We start from the raw sequence: 19,892 nt of genomic DNA on the forward strand, positions 1-19,892 counted from the left end.
CATTTATTCTATTTCAATTAATGCTTTGATTACATTATTTTTAGGATCAATTAATTGTCCGAAATCAGTAATCATTTCTAAGAAACTTGTTCTGTGTGTAATGTATTTTTTGGGGTCGATTTTGCCTTCTTTCAAACATTTCATTACATATTCGAAGTCTTCAATAGTCGCGTTTCTGCTGCTCATTAAAGTAGATTCTCTTTTATGGAAATCAGGATGACTGAAACTCAATTCTCCTTTTTGAAGCCCTACTAAAACAAATCTTCCGCCATGCGAAATATAGTTAAAGGCACTGTTCATCACATTTCGGTTTCCGGTTGCGTCGATAACGACATTCGCCATATCGCCGTTTGTCAATTCAGCCAATTTCACCGCTACATCATCGTTAAGCGGATTAATGGTTTCATCAGCATTCAATTCGGTTTTACAAAAGTTTAATCGGTAATCGTTGATATCCATTACGATAACTTTTGCTCCGGCAATTTTAGCAAACTGAATCAATCCAATTCCAATTGGCCCTGCTCCCATTACCAAAACAGTATCAGTTGATTTAACAGCCGCTCTTCTAACTCCGTGAGCTGCAATTGCAAGCGGTTCAACCAAAGCAAGTTCATCATAATCTAATCCCTGACCATGAAGTAAATACTGTTCCGGAATTGAAACATATTCAGCCATTCCGCCATCAATGTGAACCCCAAAAACTTTAATATTTACACAACAGTTTGTTAATCCGTTTCGGCACGCAACACATTTTCCGCAGTTGAAATACGGAATAAAAGTTACTTTATCGCCCGGTTTAAAACCTGCCGCATTTCCTTTTACATATTCTGCCGCTAATTCGTGTCCCAAAATTCTGGGATATTCAAAATAAGGCTGCGTTCCGCCAAAAGCATGAATATCAGTTCCGCAGATTCCAATTCTTTTAATTTTTAAAAGAACCTCTCCTTCTTTTGGTTCCGGAATTTCTTTTTCTTTTAGTTTAAATTCCTGCGGCTTTTCGCATACAATAAATTTCATATTTAATTTTTTTTAACTACCTGCAGAACACACAATTCGTAAAAATTTTATTTAACACATAGAAACATAGGTTTTTCCTTTTTTATAAGTAGACTAAAATAAATAATATATCATTTAAACATAGCTATGGCATTTAGGCAGGTGAAATGCCTTTTTTTGAGCATAGAATATCTATGTCTCTATGTGTTTAAATAATTATGCTCAACGAGATAATAATTACTTTTTATATGCAGCCGCAGTCTGCTTGCTTGTTCCTAAACCTTCAATTCCAAGTTCTACAACATCGCCCGCTTTTAAGTAAATTGGATCTGGTTTAATACCCAAACCAACTCCCGGAGGCGTTCCTGTACTAATGATATCGCCAGGAAGCAAAGTCATAAACTGACTTAAGTAATGTACTAAATATGGAATTTTGAAAACCAGATTTAATGTGTTGCTGTCCTGATATTTTTTACCATTTACACTCAGCCACATCGATAAGTTATCGACATCTTTTACTTCATCTTTTGTAGCCAAAAATGGTCCAAGAGGCGCAAATGTATCGCAGCCTTTTCCTTTTGCCCATTGTCCGCCGCGTTCAATTTGAAATTCTCTTTCGCTGTAATCATTCAATAAAGCGTAACCTGCAACGTAGTCTAAAGCTTCAGCTTCTTCAACATAACTTGCTTTTTTACCTACAACAAATGCCAATTCCACTTCCCAGTCTGTTTTTACACTGTTTTTTGGGATAATCACATCATCGTTAGGACCGCATAAAGAAGTTGTCGATTTAAAAAAGATGATAGGCTCTGTAGGGATTGGAGCGTTTGTTTCTTTACAGTGATCCACATAATTTAATCCGATGCAGATTATTTTTGAAGGTCTCGCAACAGGAGAGCCTAAACGTACGCTGGCATCAACTTCTGGTAAAGCCGGATTGCTTTCTAATGCTTTTTGCAGTTTTTCTAAACCATTTTCTTCAAAAAAACTTTCGTTAAAGTCTGAAACGATAGAAGAAACATCATATCTTTTTTCATTAATTAAAACTCCTGGTTTTTCTTTTCCGATTTCTCCAAAACGTATTAATTTCATTTTTTTTCTATTTTTTGATTAATTATTTTTTTTAGGTTCTAAGGTTTCTTAAAGTTACTAAGTTGCTAAGATTCTAAGATTCTGAGTTTTTCCTTAGCATCTTAGAATCTTAGCAACTTAAACTAGTTATTTAACTTAATGAATCCTCCGTCAATTGGGTAATCACATCCTGTGATGAATCCGGCTTCTTCGCTGCATAAGTATAAGGCCAGAGCGGCAATTTCGTCTGGTTTACCCATACGGCCAATTGGTTGTGATTTAGAAAGTTTATCAAACATTTCTTCTTCTTTTCCGGCATAATTTTTAGAGATAAATCCGTCTACAAAGGGTGTATGAACCCTTGCCGGAGAAATAGAATTACATCTGATATTTTCACTTAAATAATCTCTTGCTACAGATAAAGTCATCGCCATTACAGCTCCTTTTGCAGTTGAATAAGCAAATCTATCAGAGATTCCAACCCAGGCAGCAATTGATGCCATATTTAAAATTACACCACCATTTGAAAGTCGGAATTGTGGAATGGCAGCAAACAAACAGTTGTAAACTCCTTTTACGTTTACATCCATTACCCGGTCAAAATCAGCTTCAGAAGTAGTGTCTACTTTTCCAACATTGGCAATTCCGGCATTATTAATCAAAATATTGATGTTTCCTATTTTTTCAAAAGTCGCTTTTACATCAGCCTGACTGGAAACATTACATGCATACGAAAATACAGTTCCTCCTGCATTTTTAATTTCATCGACAGCATCTTGTGCGCTTTCAATAGATAAATCAATAATATGAACTTCTGCTCCTTGCTTTGCAAACAAGACTGCAATTGCTCTTCCAATCCCGCTGCCTCCTCCTGTTATGACTGCTTTTTTACTTTGTAATGAAAACATTTTATTATAATTTAATATTTAAGAATCTCAATTAATTTAATCAATAGTGCTTATAATTTTATAAATGTAAAATACACAATTACAAATGTAATCGATTAAATATAAATTTGCATTTTATTTTTCTACTAATACAACAAAATGATCATTCTTTAATAAATTATAACATTTTTTATTTGCTTTGTAAAAAATAAAGTCTTGCGTAAAAGTTTTATCAAAAAAAATAATGTAAAAAGTTACATTTTCTTGCCCAATTCAATCTTATTTCTAATTTTGTAATTGTGATTTTTACATTTATTTTTTTCGACTATAAAATAATTTCGACAGAAAGTAACCCTTTCTGATTCACTTTACGAAAAATACAAAATGTAATTCAAAAAATTATATAAAATTATGAATATTCCATATAAGCCTTTACTGCCCGAAACCAAACAGCCAATTATCATAATTGGTGCAAGCGGAATTGTAAAAGATGCTCATTTGCCAGCTTACAAAATGGCTGGTTTTACGGTTTTTGGCATTACTAACAGGACGATTGCAAAAGCGCATGATTTAGCCAAAGAATTTGAGATTCAGCATGTTTTTGAAAACGTTGCCGACGCAGTTAAAAATGCACCATCAAATGCCGTTTATGACATTACGGTTTTACCAGATCAATATATTGAAATATTAGAGCAATTGCCTGACGGAGCAGCAGTTTTGATTCAGAAACCAATGGGAAATGATTTGGCTCAGTCCAGAGAAATTGTAGAAGTCTGCGAAAGAAAAAAACTTGTTGCTGCAATCAATTTCCAGTTACGATTTTCTCCATTTGTAAGCGCTGCAAGATATTTAATTAATAAAGGTTTTGTAGGTGATTTGTACGATTTTGAATTTAAAGTAACGGTAAATACGCCTTGGGAATTATTTCCGTTAATTAAAGAACATCCCAGATTGGAAATTCTTTTTCATAGTGTTCACTATATTGACTGCATTCGTTCGTTTCTTGGAAATCCAAAAAGTGTGATGGCAAAAACAGCTAAGCATCCGCTTAAAAAATTATCATCAAGCCGTTCTTCAATTATTTTAGATTATGGCGAAGACAAACATGTCGTTATCAATACGAACCACGATCATCATTTTGGGCCAGATCACGAAGAAAGTTACATTAAATGGGAAGGAACAAAAGGTGCGATCAAAACCAAAATGGGTTTATTAATGAATTATCCAGACGGGCTTCCTGATATTTTTGAATATGCCATTGAGGATGAAAAAGGCAGATATGAATGGAAAAAAATCGAACTTGAAGGTTCGTGGTTCCCGGAAGCTTTTATTGGAACTATGGCAAATTTAATGCGTTTTAAGGAAGGTTCAGATTCTAAATTATTAACAAGCGTACAGGACGTTTTAGATACCATGAAAGTTGTTGAAGCCTGTTACATCAGCAGCAAAAATCCAGGAATTTCATTTGCAGAATTATAATTAACTTGAAGTGCAAAGGTTCAAAGCGGCAAAGGAACAAAGATTTATAAACTTTGAATATCATCTTTGAACCTCAGTACCTTTGAACCTCAGTAACTTTGAACCTTAAAAAAACTATCTAACTAATGCAAGTAACAAACCAAACAGGCGATCAGCACGAAGTGCCGACAGAAGGCGGAAAAACAAACTATCTTCTGCCATTTATTTTAATTACCAGTTTGTTTTTCCTTTGGGGAATGGCACACAACCTGGATTCTATTTTAATTCCGCATCTAAAAAAGGCATGCGAATTAAACAACCGTCAATCGACATTGATTGATACTTCTGTATTTTTTGCTTATTTTATAATGGCTATTCCGGCGGGAATGCTTATTAAACGATTTGGTTACAAAAACAGTATTATTACCGGATTATTAGTTTTTGCTGCCGGAGCATTTCTATTTGTGCCTGCAGCAAATACAAGAACTTATGAATTGTTTTTATTTGCATTATTTGTAATTGGCTGCGGATTAACAATTTTAGAAACAAGTGCCAATCCGTATGCTGCGATTTTAGGTCCGGCAGAATCTTCTTCTAAAAGATTAAATTTAGCAGCTTCTTTTAACGGATTAGCCGCAATGGTTGCACCAATTGTAGGTTCATTATTTATACTTTCCGGAAAAAACCATACTCCGGAACAAATGGCTGCAATGCCCGAAGCTGAAAAGGCATCTTATTTATTAGGCGAAGCAGCTGCGGTAAAAATGCCATATATTATTTTAGGAAGTGTGCTGGTTTTAGTTGCAATTATATTCTATTTCATGCATCTGCCTTCGATGAAACCACAACATACCGAAGCTGAAATAAAACCCGGATTTTTCTCTGTTTTAAAATTTCGTCATTTAAGCTGGGCTGTTGCTGCGCAGTTTTTTTATGTTGGAGCACAGGTTTGTATTACGAGTTTCTTTATCAGAATTGCACAGCAAGGTGCTGGTTTAGACGAAAAAACAGCAGGGTATTATCTTGGTATTTATGGCTTCTTGTTTATGGCGGGACGTTTTATTGGTACTTTCTTCCTGAAGTTTGTAAAAGATTATATCTTGCTTTCTATTTACTGTGCTGCCAGTATTGTACTTTGTTTATTGGCCATTTACGGAACCGGAATTGTAGTTATTTATGCTTTGGGCGGAATCGGTTTTTTTATGTCCATTATGTTTCCAACAATTTTCTCTTTAGGATTGGTTGGTTTAAAATCGAATACTGAAACGGGTTCTTCATGGCTTGTAATGTCAATCGTGGGCGGTGCAATTCTTCCGTACGGAATGGGAACTTTAATTGATATGAAACATGATGATATTCAGTCTGGATATATTATTCCTCTACTTTGTTTTGTTATCATTTTATCGTTTGGTTTGTATGGTCACAAAGTGAAAGCCTTGAAGTAGATTTTAGATTTTAGATTTTAGATTTTAGATTTTAGATTTTAGATTTTAGATTTTAGATTTTAGATTTTAGATTTTAGATTTTAGATTTTAGATTTTAGATTTTAGATTTTAGATTTTAGATTTTAGATTTTAGATTTTAGATTTTAGATTTTAGATTTTAGATTTTAGATTTTAGATTTTAGATTTTAGATTTTAGATTTTAGATTTACTAAAAAACGCCTCATTCTGAGGCGTTTTTTAGTCATGTTTAATTTTAATTAATGGTGATCATGGCCTTTACCGGATTGTTTTTTGGAGTTGTTTTTATTTTTATTGTCATGTTTCTGATCCCCTTTATATTCTTTATTTTTTCCCGGTTTTTCTCCTCTGTTTTTTTGAGGTTTTCCATGATACCCTTTAGGATAATCGGCTCTGTGTTTTTTATGATAAGTATACGGAGAGTTTCCTCTATAATCAGTTAAAACTACTTTATATCCAGAATACAAATCATAATATCTGTATCTTGAAGGAAGTCTTTTTTCACGAATCCATCTTCCGTTGTTGTCGTAAATAAACACACTTAGGTTTACATCATAGTATACATCGATGTCCGGTATATAATAATATCTGCTGTCATCATAACCTACTGGTCCCCAGCTTGGAGGTGTTCCAATATTTACATTAACTGATACTTGCGCCTGAGCAAAAAATACACTCATAAATAATACTGAGGCTAATACTAACTTTTTCATGATTTTGAGTTTTAAATATTAATTTTAGTAGATATTAATCTAAAGTAGTGCCAATTTTTACATTTACCGCATTTAATAGATAAAATTACTAAACTAATCGACGAAAGGTATTTTTTAAACGACATGCATTTAACTAAAAAACGCCTCATTACTGAGGCGTTTTAAGTCATGTTTTAATTTAACTTTATCGGCGGATACTAATATTTTTAACCACTCAAAAATATATACTTTTTTTTATACTAAATCATTATTTAGACCAAGGTCTGTTTTTTAACGACGAACGTAAAATATTTAAATTAAAACAATTTTATTTCCAGCCTCCTCCCAAAGCTCTGTATAAGTTTACAACGGCTTGTAATTTCTGTAAATTATCATTGATTCCGCTTAACTGTGCTGCTAAAAGGTTTTGTTCAGAAGTTAGTACATCTGTATAATTGGTAGCAGAGCTGTATTCTAAAAGCTGCTGTGTAAAATCGACTGCTTTTTCTAAAGCTTCAATCTGCTTTTGTCTCGAATCTTCTTTTTCAACTGCCATTTGATACGAATACAAAGCATTAGAAACTTCCTGACCAGCCGTTAAAAGACTTTGCTGGAAATTATTATAAGCCTGTAATTGCTGCGACTGAGCTGTTGTTAATCTTAACTTGTTTTTACCCTGATTAAAAATTGGCTGTGTTAATCCCCCAATTATCGAATAAAAAATAGAATTGCTAAAAAAGTCTTTTAATTCTAAATTCGAAAATCCGCCGCTTGCTGTAAGCGTTAAACTTGGATAGAAATAGGTTTTAGCTAAATTCGTAGATTCAAAAGCAACCCTGAAATTAAATTCGGCCTGACGAACATCCGGACGGTTTTGCAGCAACTGCGAAGGCATTCCAACCGCAATATTCTCCGGTATAATCTGTGTTCCTAATTCTCCTCTTTCAATTGGTCCAGGAGCTTGGCCTAATAAAATATTCAAAGCATTTTCGGTTTCACGAATACTTTGTTTTAAATCCGGAATCAAAACTTCTGCCGCATGCTGGTTGGCTTCACTCTGCACAACCGCTGCTCCGGTAACAATAGCCCCTTCTTTTAAATCTTTTATTGTTGCCACATTTTTAATACGGCTTTCCAGTGTTTCCTGCGTAATTTTCAACTGTTTGTCATAAGCCAGTAACAAGAAATAGTTATTGGCAATGTCTGAAATCAACTGCGTCTGAACCGCTTGTTTTGCAGCATCTGTCGCTAAATAAGTGGCCAAAGCTGCTCTTTTAGAACTGCTTAATTTCCCCCAGATATCAGCTTCCCAGGACGTACTTAAACCTAATTTATAAGTCGTAGTTAAAGTATTGATATTTGCTCCTCCAAAATTCAAAGAAGCTTCTGACTGTTTTGAATGTGTTGTACTGGCATCCAGCTGTAAAGTTGGATAATACACTAATTTACTTTGACGAAGCGAAGCACGTGCCTGTACAATATTCTCAATTGCATTTTTCAGGTCAAGGTTTTGATCTAATCCTTTCTGAATTAATGCATTCAGCTTTTCATCTTTAAAAACACTCTGCCACGGCATATCAGCAATCGTAGCCGAATCGGTGGAAGCTTCATCACGATAAAGCCTGTCTGTCGAGAGCGTTGTTGGGCGTTCGTACTTTTTGGTAATCGAGCACGCACTTAAAAGTACGGCTGCAATTACCATAAGAATATATTTATTTGAACTATTAGTCATCTCTGTTTGAATTTAATTTTACTCTTTGTGAGCTTCTATTAACTGAATTTCCTCATCATCATCTTCATCATAACCATCTTTTGCAGGGCCGCTTACTCTTTCTTGCAAAGTCTGGAAAATGATAAACAAAACCGGAATAACAAATACTCCTAAAATGGTTCCAATTAACATACCTCCAACTGCTCCTGTACCAATCGATTTGTTCCCGACAGCTCCTGCTCCGGTAGCAAACATTAACGGAACTAATCCTAAAATGAAGGCGAAAGAAGTCATTAAAATTGGTCGTAAACGTGCCACGGCTCCTTCAATTGCTGCTTGTACAATTGGCAGGCCTTTTCGCCTTCTCTCCAAGGCGAATTCAACAATCAAAATACCATTCTTGGCAAGAAGTCCAATCAGCATGATTAGGGAAATCTGCAAGTAAATATTACTATTCAGTTTAAAAATGATTGAGAATAAATACGCTCCTGCTAAACCAAACGGAATTGAGAATAATACAGCAAATGGTAAAATATAGCTTTCGTATTGTGCACTCAGTAAGAAATAAACGAAAACCAAACACAAAATAAAAATGAAAATCGTTTCGCTTCCAGAAGCTAATTCCTCACGAGTTAATCCTGAAAATTCATAACCATAACCTGTCGGCAGATTTTCTGCTGCAACTTCCTGAATTGCTTTGATCGCATCTCCTGAACTAAATCCAGGATTTGGTGCTCCGGTAATCGAAATAGAAGAGAAAAGGTTAAATCTTGAAATAGATTCCGGCCCAAAAACTCTGGTCATTTTTACAAACTCAGTAATAGGCGCCATTGTCCCGGCACTGTTCCTAATAAAGATTTTATTCAGTCCTTCTGTATTCGTACGGAATTCCGGAGAAGCCTGAATCATAACACGGTATTGTTTTCCGAATTTATTAAAATTCGACGCATACAATCCGCCATAATAACCCTGCATAGTTGATAAAATCGAGTTTATGGAAACTCCTGCATCTTTGGCTTTTGCCAAATTAATATCCATCATATATTGAGGGAAACCAGGATTAAACGGCGTTGTTGCGTATTGTATTTCGGGACGTTTAGATAGCTTTTCTAAAAATTCTGTATTCACTTTAAAAAATTCAGCAGTCGTGTGTCCGCCTTTATCCTGAAGCTGGAATTCGAATCCGCCGCTTTGTCCAAAACCTTGGATTGTTGGCGGTGAAATAAAGAAAATATTAGCTTCGCGAATACCGCTTGTTTTAGCAAAAAGCTGTCCAATAACATCATTAACACTTAAATCACGCTGATCCCAAGGATACAATTTCACAATAACCATACTGTAGGCACTACCCGCTCCGGCTGTAAAGTTCTGCCCCACGATACGAAGTGTATTTTTTACTCCCGGAATAGTTTTCGCAATACTATCAACTTTCTTCGCAATTACATCAGAACGTTCCATCGAAGCCGATGGCGGTAAACTAATATTAGCAAAAACAGTTCCCTGATCTTCCGCAGGAACGAAAGCAGACGGCGTGGTTTTCATCATATAAAATAACCCCGAGCCGGCAATTAAAATAGCAGCCAATACAATCCATTTTTTTACCGAAAGAAAACTTACAGAACGTTTATATCTTTGGGTTACATTCTCGAATGCAACGTTAAACGATGTGTAAAATCTTTGCAGATAACTTTTATGTTTATGATCGTCTGCGTGTGGTTTTAAAAGCAAAGCACACAAAGCCGGACTCAAAGTCAAAGCATTTACTGCCGAAAGAATAATTGCAACTGCCAGTGTAATACCAAATTGTTTGTAGAAAACCCCAGTTGATCCATTGATAAAAGTTACCGGAATAAATACCGCCGCCATTACCAATGTAATCGATATGATTGCTCCCGAAATTTCACTCATTGCATCGATCGTAGCTTTCTTAGACGATTTATAACCGTGATCGAGTTTGGCATGCACTGCCTCGACAACCACAATTGCATCATCGACCACAATACCAATGGCAAGAACCATTGCAAAAAGTGTCAATAAGTTGATCGTAAACCCAAATAAACTCAGGAAGAAAAATGTTCCTATAATAGCAACCGGAACCGCAATTGCCGGAATTAATGTTGATCTAAAATCCTGAAGAAAAATAAATACTACGATGAAAACCAATATAAAAGCTTCTATCAAAGTGTGGATTACTTTCTCAATAGAGGCATCCAGGTTTTCGTTAACGTCTACCAGAATCGTATATTTTACACCTTTTGGAAAACTCTTCGCTGCTTCTTCAATCAGCTTTTTAGAGTTGTTGATTACGTCACGTGCATTTGATCCCGGAGTCTGACTGATCGCCATCGCTGCAGATTCTACACCGTTTGTTTTAATAGTTGATGCATAACTTAAAGATCCTAACTCAACTTTAGCCACATCTTTAAGGCGGAGCATTTGTCCGTTTCCAACTGATTTTATAACAATGTCCTCAAATTCCTGGGCGCTTGTTAAACGTCCTTTGTATTTAATTACATATTGAAAAGCCTGATTTCCATTTTCACCAAATTTACCCGGTGCAGCTTCGATATTTTGTTCTGCCAAAGCAGCCGAAATATCACTTGGAATCAGTTTGTATTGCTGCATTACATCTGGTTTCAGCCAGATTCTCATGGAGTAATCTTTGGCGCCAAAAACGGTTACATCTCCTACTCCAACTACACGCTGGATTTGCGGTACAAGGTTAATCTTCGCATAATTTTGAAGAAACGTCTGGTCGTAAGCTTTATCTTCACTGTATAAAGAGAAAATTAATAAGTTACTACTCTGGCTTTTAGTTACTGTAACCCCCGCCTGAGTTACCTCTACTGGCAGTAAACTTGTTGCTCTTGAAACCCTGTTTTGAACGTTTACTGCGGCTAAGTCAGGATTAGTTCCAACTTTAAAGAAAATTTTGATCGAAGCATTACCATCATTTGTTGCTGTAGAAGTCATATACGTCATGTTTTCTACACCATTAATCTGCTCTTCAAGCGGAATTACAATACTTTTTAGTACCACGTCTGCATTGGCACCCGTATAACTTGCCGATACGTTTACCGTTGGCGGCGCAATATCCGGATATTGAGAAATAGGTAACTCAATTAGGCCCAAAACACCTAAAATGACAATAATAACAGATATTACTGTCGAGAGTACAGGTCTTTGTATAAATTTTTTAAACATTTTTTTTATTTTAAGTCGGCGTATACTGTTTCTGCTTTTTGATTTTGAGCTTTAATCTCACTTCCTTCTTTTAGAGAAGCAACTCCTTCTAATACAATTTCATCACCTGCGTTTAAGCCGCTTGTTACCACATAATAATTCTGTGCTGTATTTTCAAGTACAGTGATATTGGCATTTTTAGTTTTACCGTCTTTTCCTAAAACAACTGCAAAAATTTTATCCTGAAGTTCAAATGTCGCACTCTGAGGAACTATAATAACATCTTTAACCTCATTTGGGATTCTTACTGTTGTACTGCTTCCGCTTCTGATAATTCCTTTTGGGTTCGTAAAACGAGCTCTTATATTTACCGTTCCGGTTTCGGTATTAATTAATCCGTTTACCGTTTCTATTTTTCCTTTTTGATCGTATGCAGAACCATCTGAAAGCAATAAAGAAACTGCCGGAAGGCTTTTGATTTTTTGATTTAATGAAGCTCCTGAATCTTTAGTAAAATTTAAAAGGACTTTTTCATTCATAGCAAAATAAGCATACACATTTCCAATGCTTGAAACTGTTGTTAAAGGTTCAGTTGTATTTGAACTTACCAAACTCCCTAAACGAAACGGAATTGAACCTACAACGCCGTCAACCGGGCTTGTTACGGTTGTATATCCTAAATTGGTTTTAGCATTTACCAAAGCAGCATTTGCCTGAGCCAAAGAGGCTGCAGCAGATTCATAAGTATATTGTGCTGATTCTAAATCGTATTTACTTATAATTCCTTTTTCAACCAATGGCCTCACTTTGTTTACAGCTAATTTTGCTGCACTTAAATCGGCCTGAGCGCTTTTGATACTTGCCGATGCTGTACGAACTTGCTGCTCATATTCTGGCGCGCTTATTTTAAATAAAGGCTGGCCTGCTTTTACAACAGCACCTTCATCAACAAAAATCTTATCAATATATCCTTCTACCCTTGGGCGGATTTCTATATTCTGCTGTCCTTGAATGCTGGCTGGATAATCGCTGTTTAATGTAGCAGATTCCGGCTGTAAAATCAGCGTTTTATACTCTTTAACCTGCGGTGCTCCTCCGGCCTGAGCCGATTTATCATTTTTACCGCAAGATGCGATAATAACTGATGCTGCGAGAATGCTTAAAAATGATTGCTTATTCATTTGAAATAATATCTAATTATCGATTATATACCAGCAAAAGAAATAAAATATAGCACACAAAAAATTTGAAATAGACGAAGAGCAAATGACAATCGATAAAGATGACCTGACACACGATGGGATTTTTTAAAAATTAAACAAGCGTTTAATTTTTAAACTCATCGGTTCTAAAATGGTTTTTAAGGACTGTAATTCTCTTTTTAGCGATTGGATAAAAATTGCATTCAAATAAACTGTAATATTGTCAAAAAAAGATAAAATTCGAAATGGCATCAAAAGTATACAGACCTTATTATTTTACCGGACTTCATATTTTGAGCTGGTTATTATTGGGATTCATCATGTTATTTTATATGCCTTTAACCTGGAATGTAATTCTTCCGGGGGTATTTTGGCTTTGGCAGATGATTGTATTGCTTCTGCTTATCATCATTTTTTATTCTAATGCCAAAATCATAGTTCCAAAAACCATTATAAAAGACAATACTTCTCCGTTTTTGATTTGGGCTTTTCTCACGGTTTTTGCTATGCAGGTTATTGCTTATTTTTATACTTCTCAAACGGATCTTCACAATAAAATCAGTTTAGTTTTAGGGTTTAAAAAATACCGAAATCCTTATTTTGACAATTATGTTTTAATGCTCACTTTATTGGTTTTAGGAATCAGTACGAGCTGGGCAATGTTACAGCATTGGCAGAAAGCTGCACAGCATAAACAAAAACTGGAACAAGATAAAACTATGGCCGAACTGGCCATGCTGAAAGCACAGATTAATCCGCATTTTTTCTTTAATTCCCTAAACAGTATTTATTCGCTTACTTATACTGATATTGAAGATTCGAGAAATGCACTTCATACTTTAAGCCGAATGATGCGTTATTTACTGTACAGTACCGAAGAAAGAACAACATTGCTTAAAGAAGCCGAATTTATGAGAGATTTTATCGCGCTCATGAAGCTTCGTGCAAACAAAAAATTGACGATTACAACCGACATTCCGGAAAAGATACACGATTACCCAATTGTTCCGATGTTATTGCTGCCTTTAGTAGAAAATGCTTTTAAACATGGTATTCATGCTACTGATAAAAGTGAAATTTATATTTCGCTGAGACAAGACGGAAGCAATCTTGAATTTGAAGTAAAAAATACCTATTTCGAAAAAACATCAACTACTGATGAAGGCGGAATTGGTTTAACGAATACAAAACGCAGACTTCATTTAATTTACCCAAATAAACATATGCTGACAGCCGGCATTGGTAAAAATGGAATGTATGATGTAAAACTGCAAATAAACTTAGAGTAATGGCAGTATTAAAATGTATAGCAGTAGATGATGAACCTCTCGCATTAAGACTTGTCGAAACTTTTATCGAGCAAACTCCTTTTTTGCAATTAACGGCAAGCTGTGACAACGCAGTTGAAGCGATGAGTTTAATAAGGGAAAAACAGCCTGATCTTGTTTTTTTAGATATTAATATGCCTAATTTAACGGGAATGGAACTGGCGAGACTTTTACAGGAACAGCCGGGGCAAATACCTAAAATCGTTTTTACAACTGCTTACAATCATTATGCTATTGAAGGTTATAAAGTAAATGCTGTCGATTATCTTTTAAAACCTTTTAGTTATGAAGAATTTCTGCGTGCTGCAAATAAAGTATTGCAAATAACAGAAGAAGCTTCAAATAACTTCCAGACCGTTGCGGCAGATGATGAATTTATTTTCTTAAAAGTAGAATACCAATGGGTTCGAATTGCGCTTAAAGAAATTTTATATATCGAAAGCTTGAAAGATTATGTAAAAGTACATCTTGATGATTCTCAAAAAGGAGTGCTTTCACTGATATCCTTAAAAGCTTTAGAAGAAAAACTGCCATTGGCAAAATTTATGCGCGTTCATCGTTCGTTTATTGTTTCCCTTGACAAAATAAATGCCATTACCAAAAATTCAATTTTCATTGGCAAAACTGAAATTACCGTGGGCGAGCAATACAAAGAAACGTTTAAAACTATTGTCGATAAATGGCTGAAATAACATTGAAACATAGAAATAATCCTTTATTTGATAAATTAAACGAAGTGTTTCCAATTTTCATGAAGAAGTTAAAGAGTCTTTAAACGCAGGTTTACAGTCGCAGTCACAGTTTTCAGTTTCTCTAGCAAAAACTATCCAGGAAGGAATATTTATAATTCATAATTAACAATTAACTTTTTATTCCCTAATTTAGTTATCCCAAAAAATCAAGATCATGGATAGCAAAATAACCAAAGAAGATATCAGTCAGGAAGTATTTGATTTGTATGATGATTATGCCCATAATAAAATTAACCGAAGACAGTTTGTAGAAAAACTTTCCATATTTGCTGTTGGTTCGCTTACACTTCCGTCACTTTTAAGTTTTATGACGCCCAATTATGTCGACAGTATTTTAGTGCAGCCAGCAGATCCCAGATTAAAAACAGGTTATATAAACTATGATTCTCCAAGAGGCGGCGGTTCTATTAAAGGGCTTTTATCACAGCCTGCTCAAGTCAAAAAGAAATTACCAGGAATAGTTGTAGTACACGAAAACCGCGGACTTAATCCTTATATTGAAGATGTGGGCAGAAGAGCGGCAATTGAAGGATTCATTACTCTTGCGCCAGATGCTTTGTCTCCATTGGGCGGTTATCCCGGCAATGATGATGAAGGACGTGAATTGCAAAAGAAACGTACCAGAGAAGAAATGCTCGAAGATTTTATTGCTGCTTACGAATATCTTAAATCACACAAAGACTGTAACGGTTATATTGGCGTTGTCGGATTTTGTTTCGGCGGATGGATTTCGAATATGATGGCAGTTAAGGTTCCTTATTTAAAAGCAGCGGTTCCATATTACGGCGGGCAGCCGACGAAAGAAGAAGCCGAAAAAATAAAGGCTCCGCTCCTATTGCATTATGCAGGTTTAGACACACGTGTAAACGATGGATGGCCGGCATTTCAGGAAATTTTAAACAAAAATAAAGTCGAAAATACGGCTTATTTTTATTCAAATGTAAATCATGGATTTCATAACAATACAACGCCAAGATACGATGAAGCGGCGGCGGCACTTTCGTGGACAAGAACCATCGATTTTTTTAAAACAAAACTAAAATGAGAATATTGCTGAATAAAGCCTAATTTTGCACCAAATATAATCTCAAATGAATCTGTACGAACTTGTTGTAAATGATACTGAAAAAATTGTATTGGAAGATCTGCTTTTCAGCGAAGAAAATAAATCTGCACTGCTTCAGACCATAAAAGAGCATAAATACATCGAAGAATTAAAAAAGTACAACCTCAAAGTTGATAATAAGATTCTGCTTCACGGACATTCGGGCTGCGGAAAAACGACAACTGCAAAAGCTATTGCAACGGCATTAAATAAAAACATTGTTATTATTAACCTTAGTACTTTAATCAATGCTAAAATTGGCGAAACATCAAAAAATGTAAAAGCTATTTTCGATAAAGCAATTCGCGAAAAAGCCGTTTTGTTTCTGGATGAATTTGACCAGATTGGAAAAAGCCGTGAAAGTGACGACAAAGATGTTGCGGAAATGAGACGTTTGGTAAATACTATTATTCAGTTAATTGATTATTTCCCAACGGATAGTTTATTGATTTGTGCTACGAATTTTTACAAAAGTATCGATACGGCTTTGCTTCGAAGATTTCAAATCAAGCTAAAGTTTGAAATGCCAGACGAAAAAGTACTGGATATTTATTATGATAAATTACTGGCTGGTTTTCCAGTACATTTTCAGGATATCCCACGTAAATACAGCATTTCGTACGCTGAAGCAAAAGATTATGTGCAGACAATAATGAAAAAACAAATTATTGCTGAATTGGAACTTAAAGACCTAAAATTCATCGAAACTATTTTATAAAAAACGCCTCAATATTGAGGCGTTTTTTATACAAATTAAATTCTGATAATTAAGCTTTTGCTTTTCTTTTTACGGTACAGCCAATTTCTTTAGTCTGCGTTATAGCCGGTTTTTGATTACTTTTTAAAGCAGCAATTACATCTTCGGCATATTTTACTTTTTCGGTTTTTGTTCCTTCCGGATCATTATCAATTGCGCCAACATATTCTACAACATTTCCTTTTGCTGTTTTAGAAACGATAAAAATGTGAGGTGTACGTTTTGCTCCGTATTCGTCTGTGATTTTTTGTCCCGCATCAAATAAATATGGGAAAGGATATTTTTTCTCTTTTGCCAAATCCTGCATTTTGTTAAAAGTATCTGCTGTAGAAGCTTCGGGATCATTTGGATTAATCGCAATTACCGGATATCCCTGCGGTTTGAATTTTTTATCTAAATCAATAATTCTTTGTTCGTAGCCTACAGCATAAGGACATGTATTACAAGTAAAAACAACAATATAACCTTTTGCATTTGGGAAACTTTCAAAAGAAACTTCTTTATTGTCTACATTTTTCAGCTTAAAATCTGGTGCGGTATCTCCTGCTTTAAGAGTTGTTCCGGTTTGTGCCTGAGCCAGAAAGGCAGAAAGAGCTAATGCGAATAATAGAATTATTTTTTTCATGGTTTACGGGTTTACAGTTTTTTATATTCAGTTAATAATTGTTCATAGGTAAATTCGTTTTCGACAAATTTTCGTTTATCATCTTTGATAAAAAGTGTTGCCGGAATACTTCCTGACCAGCTTGGATCTATTCGGTCAATAAATTCCTGCGGACTGCTTTCGTTTAAAAGAAATACTTCATTTTTCAGGTTTTTTCTTTTCACAAACGGAACGACGCTTGAACTCAGTTTCGATTTAAAATCAAGACTTACTAATAAAACGGCCAATTTCTCTGACTTGTGTTCTGCGCCAAGTTTTTCAAAATGCGGTAATTCCTTAATGCAGGGTGCGCACCAGGTTGCCCAAAAATTCACTACATAAGTACTGTCTTTTCCGTTTTTGATCCTTTCATTAAGCTGACTGATATTTAACAGCTTCACATTCTGACTGTATGCCGAAGCCGAAAAAATACCAAATAGAAATAGGCAGAAAAAAGACTTTATTTTCATAAGGAACAGCGCTTTAGGATTAATTTGTGCCTTACAAATATAAACTAATGAAATCTTACTTTTTGTTAATGAAAGTTTAATGGAAATAAAATTTTGCCGCAAAAACGCAAAGTTTCATTTCTCAGAAAAAAATAAATATTTTTTTGATATCATTCCGCAGGAACGTTTGATATTACATTCCTCTTTTAACATTTACATTATTAACAAACAAAAGAGGCTGCATGGTATCCATTTTGATTAAGGATAAAACCCCGGTTTTATTCTCGTTTATTGCATTAATTTTAAAACAAAATTCATTTCCGTCTTTATCCCTTAAAGTTAAAAATTCAGAATTATCGTCTGAATTATTTTGGCAGCCATGTGAAATGGTGTAACGAAACATAACTTTGAAAATATCCTTGTCGTAATTATAAAGTTTTCCATCTGAAGTAAATACCCATTTTGCATTCCGGTTCGCATCTGCATACCAAGTTCCAATAATTTTTTTTGTCGAAGGGTCTTCAACCTGATTCTGCCCAAAAACAGTAGGAATTTGCAATAAAAACAGTAAAATTAAAAATAGCTTTTTCATATTCTTCTTCTTTAATTGTGTATTAATCCTAAGTAAATTTAGGATTGTCTATAGCATTATATCTCCTTTAAAAAGTTTAATATGTTACAATTAGGTCAAATTTAATCAAATATAAAAGACGTAAAAAACCGTATATCATAAATAATTATTAACTCATAAAAACATTCTCAATGGGACTGTTCCGTAGGAACAATTCATCGGTAGAAAAAAACACATGTGTTTTCATTACGTCCTGTAGGGACGTTTGAGATATGTAATATTTTTTTTTTACATAAATAGATCTTATTTTTATTTTAATAATATTTGCTTGCCAAACGTTCCTACGGAACGTAATTTTTATTAATTAATTTAGAACTACCAATAAGATGTTCCGATGGAACATTTTTCTTTTAAGGCTGCCTATGAATTGTTTCTAATGGAACATAATTTTGAATCATTAAAATATAATGTTCTATCGGAACATTTTTCTTTTAAGGCTGCCTATGAATTGTTTCTAATGGAGCATAATTTTGAATCATTAAATATAATGCTACATCGGAACATTATTCTTTTAAGGCTGTCTATGAATTGTTTTTAATGGAGCATAATTTTGAATCATTAAAATATAATGTTACATCGGAACATTATTCTTTTAAGGCTGCCTATGAATTGTTTCTAATGGAACATAATTTTGAATCATTAAAATATAATGTTCCATCGGAACATTATTCTTTTAAGGCTGCCTATGAATTGTTTCTAATGGAGCATAATTTTGAATCATTAAAATATAATGTTCCATCGGAACATCTTATCGGTAGAAAAAAACATGTCGTTTTCGTTAGGTTCCGTAGGAACGTTTGATATTATAAAATTGGCTCTTTAAAAATATATTGTTCATCATATTCAATTTCAAATGCTTTTAACAATTTTTGATATTCCTCTAAAAAAGTTTCTTTTTTATGATGCTGTTCTTGATTTTGTATATAACGAATTACATTCGGAACATGACTTCTTGAATATGAAAATGCACCATAACCTTCCTGCCATGCAAAATTTACTGAGAATTTTTGCTCTTTAATCCATTTGCTGGTTTCTGTCTTTACATTTTGAATTAGTGAAGAAATAGATTGCGTCGGGCGCATTCCTATAAAAATATGAATATGATCCGGCATACTGTTTACACAAAGCATTTTATGTTGATTTGATTGAATTATGCCTGTTATGTATTGATGTAATCTGTCTTTCCATTCTGCTACAATTAATGCTTTTCTGAATTTTACTGCGAATACAAATTGTATATGCAGTTGTGTGTATGTATTGGCCATATATTTTTATAAAAAATCAATCGTTCCTATGGAACGCAAAAAAATTAATTTATTTAGCTGCTACCGATAGGATGTTCCGATGGAACATTATGTTTTAATAAATTCAAATTTCTATAAAATTACTAAAACCACATGTCGAGTATATCTCATATAAGCCATTTGAACATCAATTTAGGGCAAAAAACTCATTTTCCAGCTTTTCAATTAATGCTTTGTTTGTATACACTATTAAGTACCTGTTAATTATGCAGCTATAATTTATTTTCTTGTAAAACATTCTGTCTCCTGCTTGCTAACTT

General features: G+C 34.4%; 18 protein-coding genes. 7 read left to right on the forward strand and 11 right to left on the reverse strand.

Features of this window, described 5'->3' with window-relative positions; all coding sequences use genetic code 11:
- Window positions 1-3 precede the first annotated feature (3 nt).
- The 3 genes from AABD74_RS17775 to AABD74_RS17785 form a co-directional block, all read right to left on the reverse strand.
- Window positions 4-1,017 carry a zinc-binding alcohol dehydrogenase family protein gene (locus tag AABD74_RS17775; protein WP_406843777.1) on the reverse strand — a complete coding sequence of 338 codons (1,014 nt, stop codon included), beginning with the start codon at window positions 1,015-1,017 and terminating at the stop codon, window positions 4-6.
- A gap of 216 nt (window positions 1,018-1,233) precedes the next feature.
- Complete coding sequence (locus AABD74_RS17780) at window positions 1,234-2,088, reverse strand: fumarylacetoacetate hydrolase family protein (protein WP_406843778.1); 855 nt, start codon at window positions 2,086-2,088, stop codon at window positions 1,234-1,236.
- A 122-nt stretch (window positions 2,089-2,210) separates the two neighbouring features.
- Window positions 2,211-2,975: an SDR family NAD(P)-dependent oxidoreductase gene (locus tag AABD74_RS17785; RefSeq protein WP_406843779.1), complete on the reverse strand. Its 765-nt coding sequence runs from the start codon at window positions 2,973-2,975 to the stop codon at window positions 2,211-2,213.
- 390 nt (window positions 2,976-3,365) lie between these two features.
- Between AABD74_RS17785 and AABD74_RS17790 the strand changes: the two genes are divergently transcribed.
- Window positions 3,366-4,433 (forward strand): Gfo/Idh/MocA family protein, encoded by a 1,068-nt coding sequence (locus tag AABD74_RS17790; protein WP_406843780.1) that lies wholly within the window; start codon window positions 3,366-3,368, stop codon window positions 4,431-4,433.
- 125 nt (window positions 4,434-4,558) lie between these two features.
- Window positions 4,559-5,857: an L-fucose:H+ symporter permease gene (gene fucP / locus AABD74_RS17795; RefSeq protein ID WP_232682383.1), complete on the forward strand. Its 1,299-nt coding sequence runs from the start codon at window positions 4,559-4,561 to the stop codon at window positions 5,855-5,857.
- A 257-nt stretch (window positions 5,858-6,114) separates the two neighbouring features.
- On the opposite strand, the gene AABD74_RS17800 is transcribed toward fucP, so the two are convergent.
- From AABD74_RS17800 to AABD74_RS17815, 4 genes are all read right to left on the reverse strand, one after another.
- On the reverse strand, window positions 6,115-6,588 hold the full coding sequence (locus tag AABD74_RS17800; RefSeq protein WP_232683211.1) for a hypothetical protein: 474 nt from the start codon (window positions 6,586-6,588) through the stop codon (window positions 6,115-6,117).
- A gap of 307 nt (window positions 6,589-6,895) precedes the next feature.
- On the reverse strand, window positions 6,896-8,299 hold the full coding sequence (locus AABD74_RS17805) for an efflux transporter outer membrane subunit (RefSeq protein WP_406843781.1): 1,404 nt from the start codon (window positions 8,297-8,299) through the stop codon (window positions 6,896-6,898).
- Window positions 8,300-8,317: 18 nt separating this feature from the next.
- Window positions 8,318-11,482, reverse strand: coding sequence for an efflux RND transporter permease subunit (locus tag AABD74_RS17810; protein WP_406843782.1), 3,165 nt, complete (start codon window positions 11,480-11,482; stop codon window positions 8,318-8,320).
- Window positions 11,483-11,487: 5 nt separating this feature from the next.
- A complete protein-coding gene (locus tag AABD74_RS17815) occupies window positions 11,488-12,642 on the reverse strand; it encodes an efflux RND transporter periplasmic adaptor subunit (RefSeq protein WP_232683208.1) in 1,155 nt (384 codons plus the stop codon).
- Window positions 12,643-12,908: 266 nt separating this feature from the next.
- On the opposite strand from AABD74_RS17815, the gene AABD74_RS17820 reads away from it, so the two are divergent.
- The 5 genes from AABD74_RS17820 to AABD74_RS17840 all read left to right on the forward strand — a co-directional run bounded on the left by AABD74_RS17820 (window position 12,909) and on the right by AABD74_RS17840 (window position 16,566).
- Window positions 12,909-13,952, forward strand: a complete 1,044-nt coding sequence (locus AABD74_RS17820; protein ID WP_232683207.1) for a sensor histidine kinase — start codon at window positions 12,909-12,911, stop codon at window positions 13,950-13,952.
- Window positions 13,952-14,683: a LytTR family DNA-binding domain-containing protein gene (locus AABD74_RS17825; RefSeq protein ID WP_232683206.1), complete on the forward strand. Its 732-nt coding sequence runs from the start codon at window positions 13,952-13,954 to the stop codon at window positions 14,681-14,683. The genes AABD74_RS17820 and AABD74_RS17825 overlap by 1 nt, the downstream gene beginning before the upstream one ends.
- The gene (locus tag AABD74_RS17830) at window positions 14,671-14,766 is read left to right on the forward strand and encodes a DUF3861 family protein (RefSeq protein WP_369010205.1); all 96 of its coding nucleotides are present in this window, start codon (window positions 14,671-14,673) and stop codon (window positions 14,764-14,766) included. Before AABD74_RS17825 ends, AABD74_RS17830 begins: the two co-directional genes overlap by 13 nt.
- 131 nt (window positions 14,767-14,897) lie before the next feature.
- A complete protein-coding gene (locus AABD74_RS17835; protein ID WP_406843783.1) occupies window positions 14,898-15,788 on the forward strand; it encodes a dienelactone hydrolase family protein in 891 nt (296 codons plus the stop codon).
- Window positions 15,789-15,834: 46 nt separating this feature from the next.
- The gene (locus AABD74_RS17840; RefSeq protein ID WP_232683203.1) at window positions 15,835-16,566 is read left to right on the forward strand and encodes an AAA family ATPase; all 732 of its coding nucleotides are present in this window, start codon (window positions 15,835-15,837) and stop codon (window positions 16,564-16,566) included.
- 49 nt (window positions 16,567-16,615) lie between these two features.
- On the opposite strand, the gene AABD74_RS17845 is transcribed toward AABD74_RS17840, so the two are convergent.
- The 4 genes from AABD74_RS17845 to tnpA form a co-directional block, all read right to left on the reverse strand.
- Complete coding sequence (locus AABD74_RS17845) at window positions 16,616-17,230, reverse strand: redoxin domain-containing protein (protein WP_406843784.1); 615 nt, start codon at window positions 17,228-17,230, stop codon at window positions 16,616-16,618.
- 11 nt (window positions 17,231-17,241) lie between these two features.
- On the reverse strand, window positions 17,242-17,718 hold the full coding sequence (locus AABD74_RS17850) for a redoxin domain-containing protein (RefSeq protein WP_406843785.1): 477 nt from the start codon (window positions 17,716-17,718) through the stop codon (window positions 17,242-17,244).
- 172 nt (window positions 17,719-17,890) lie between these two features.
- Window positions 17,891-18,289: a hypothetical protein gene (locus AABD74_RS17855; protein ID WP_406843786.1), complete on the reverse strand. Its 399-nt coding sequence runs from the start codon at window positions 18,287-18,289 to the stop codon at window positions 17,891-17,893.
- 842 nt (window positions 18,290-19,131) lie between these two features.
- A complete protein-coding gene (tnpA, locus tag AABD74_RS17860; RefSeq protein WP_406843787.1) occupies window positions 19,132-19,593 on the reverse strand; it encodes an IS200/IS605 family transposase in 462 nt (153 codons plus the stop codon).
- Between the last annotated feature and the right edge of the window lie 299 nt (window positions 19,594-19,892).

Origin of the sequence: Flavobacterium soyae (assembly GCF_045348165.1) — a bacterium.
GTDB classification, from domain to species: Bacteria; Bacteroidota; Bacteroidia; order Flavobacteriales; family Flavobacteriaceae; genus Flavobacterium; species Flavobacterium soyae.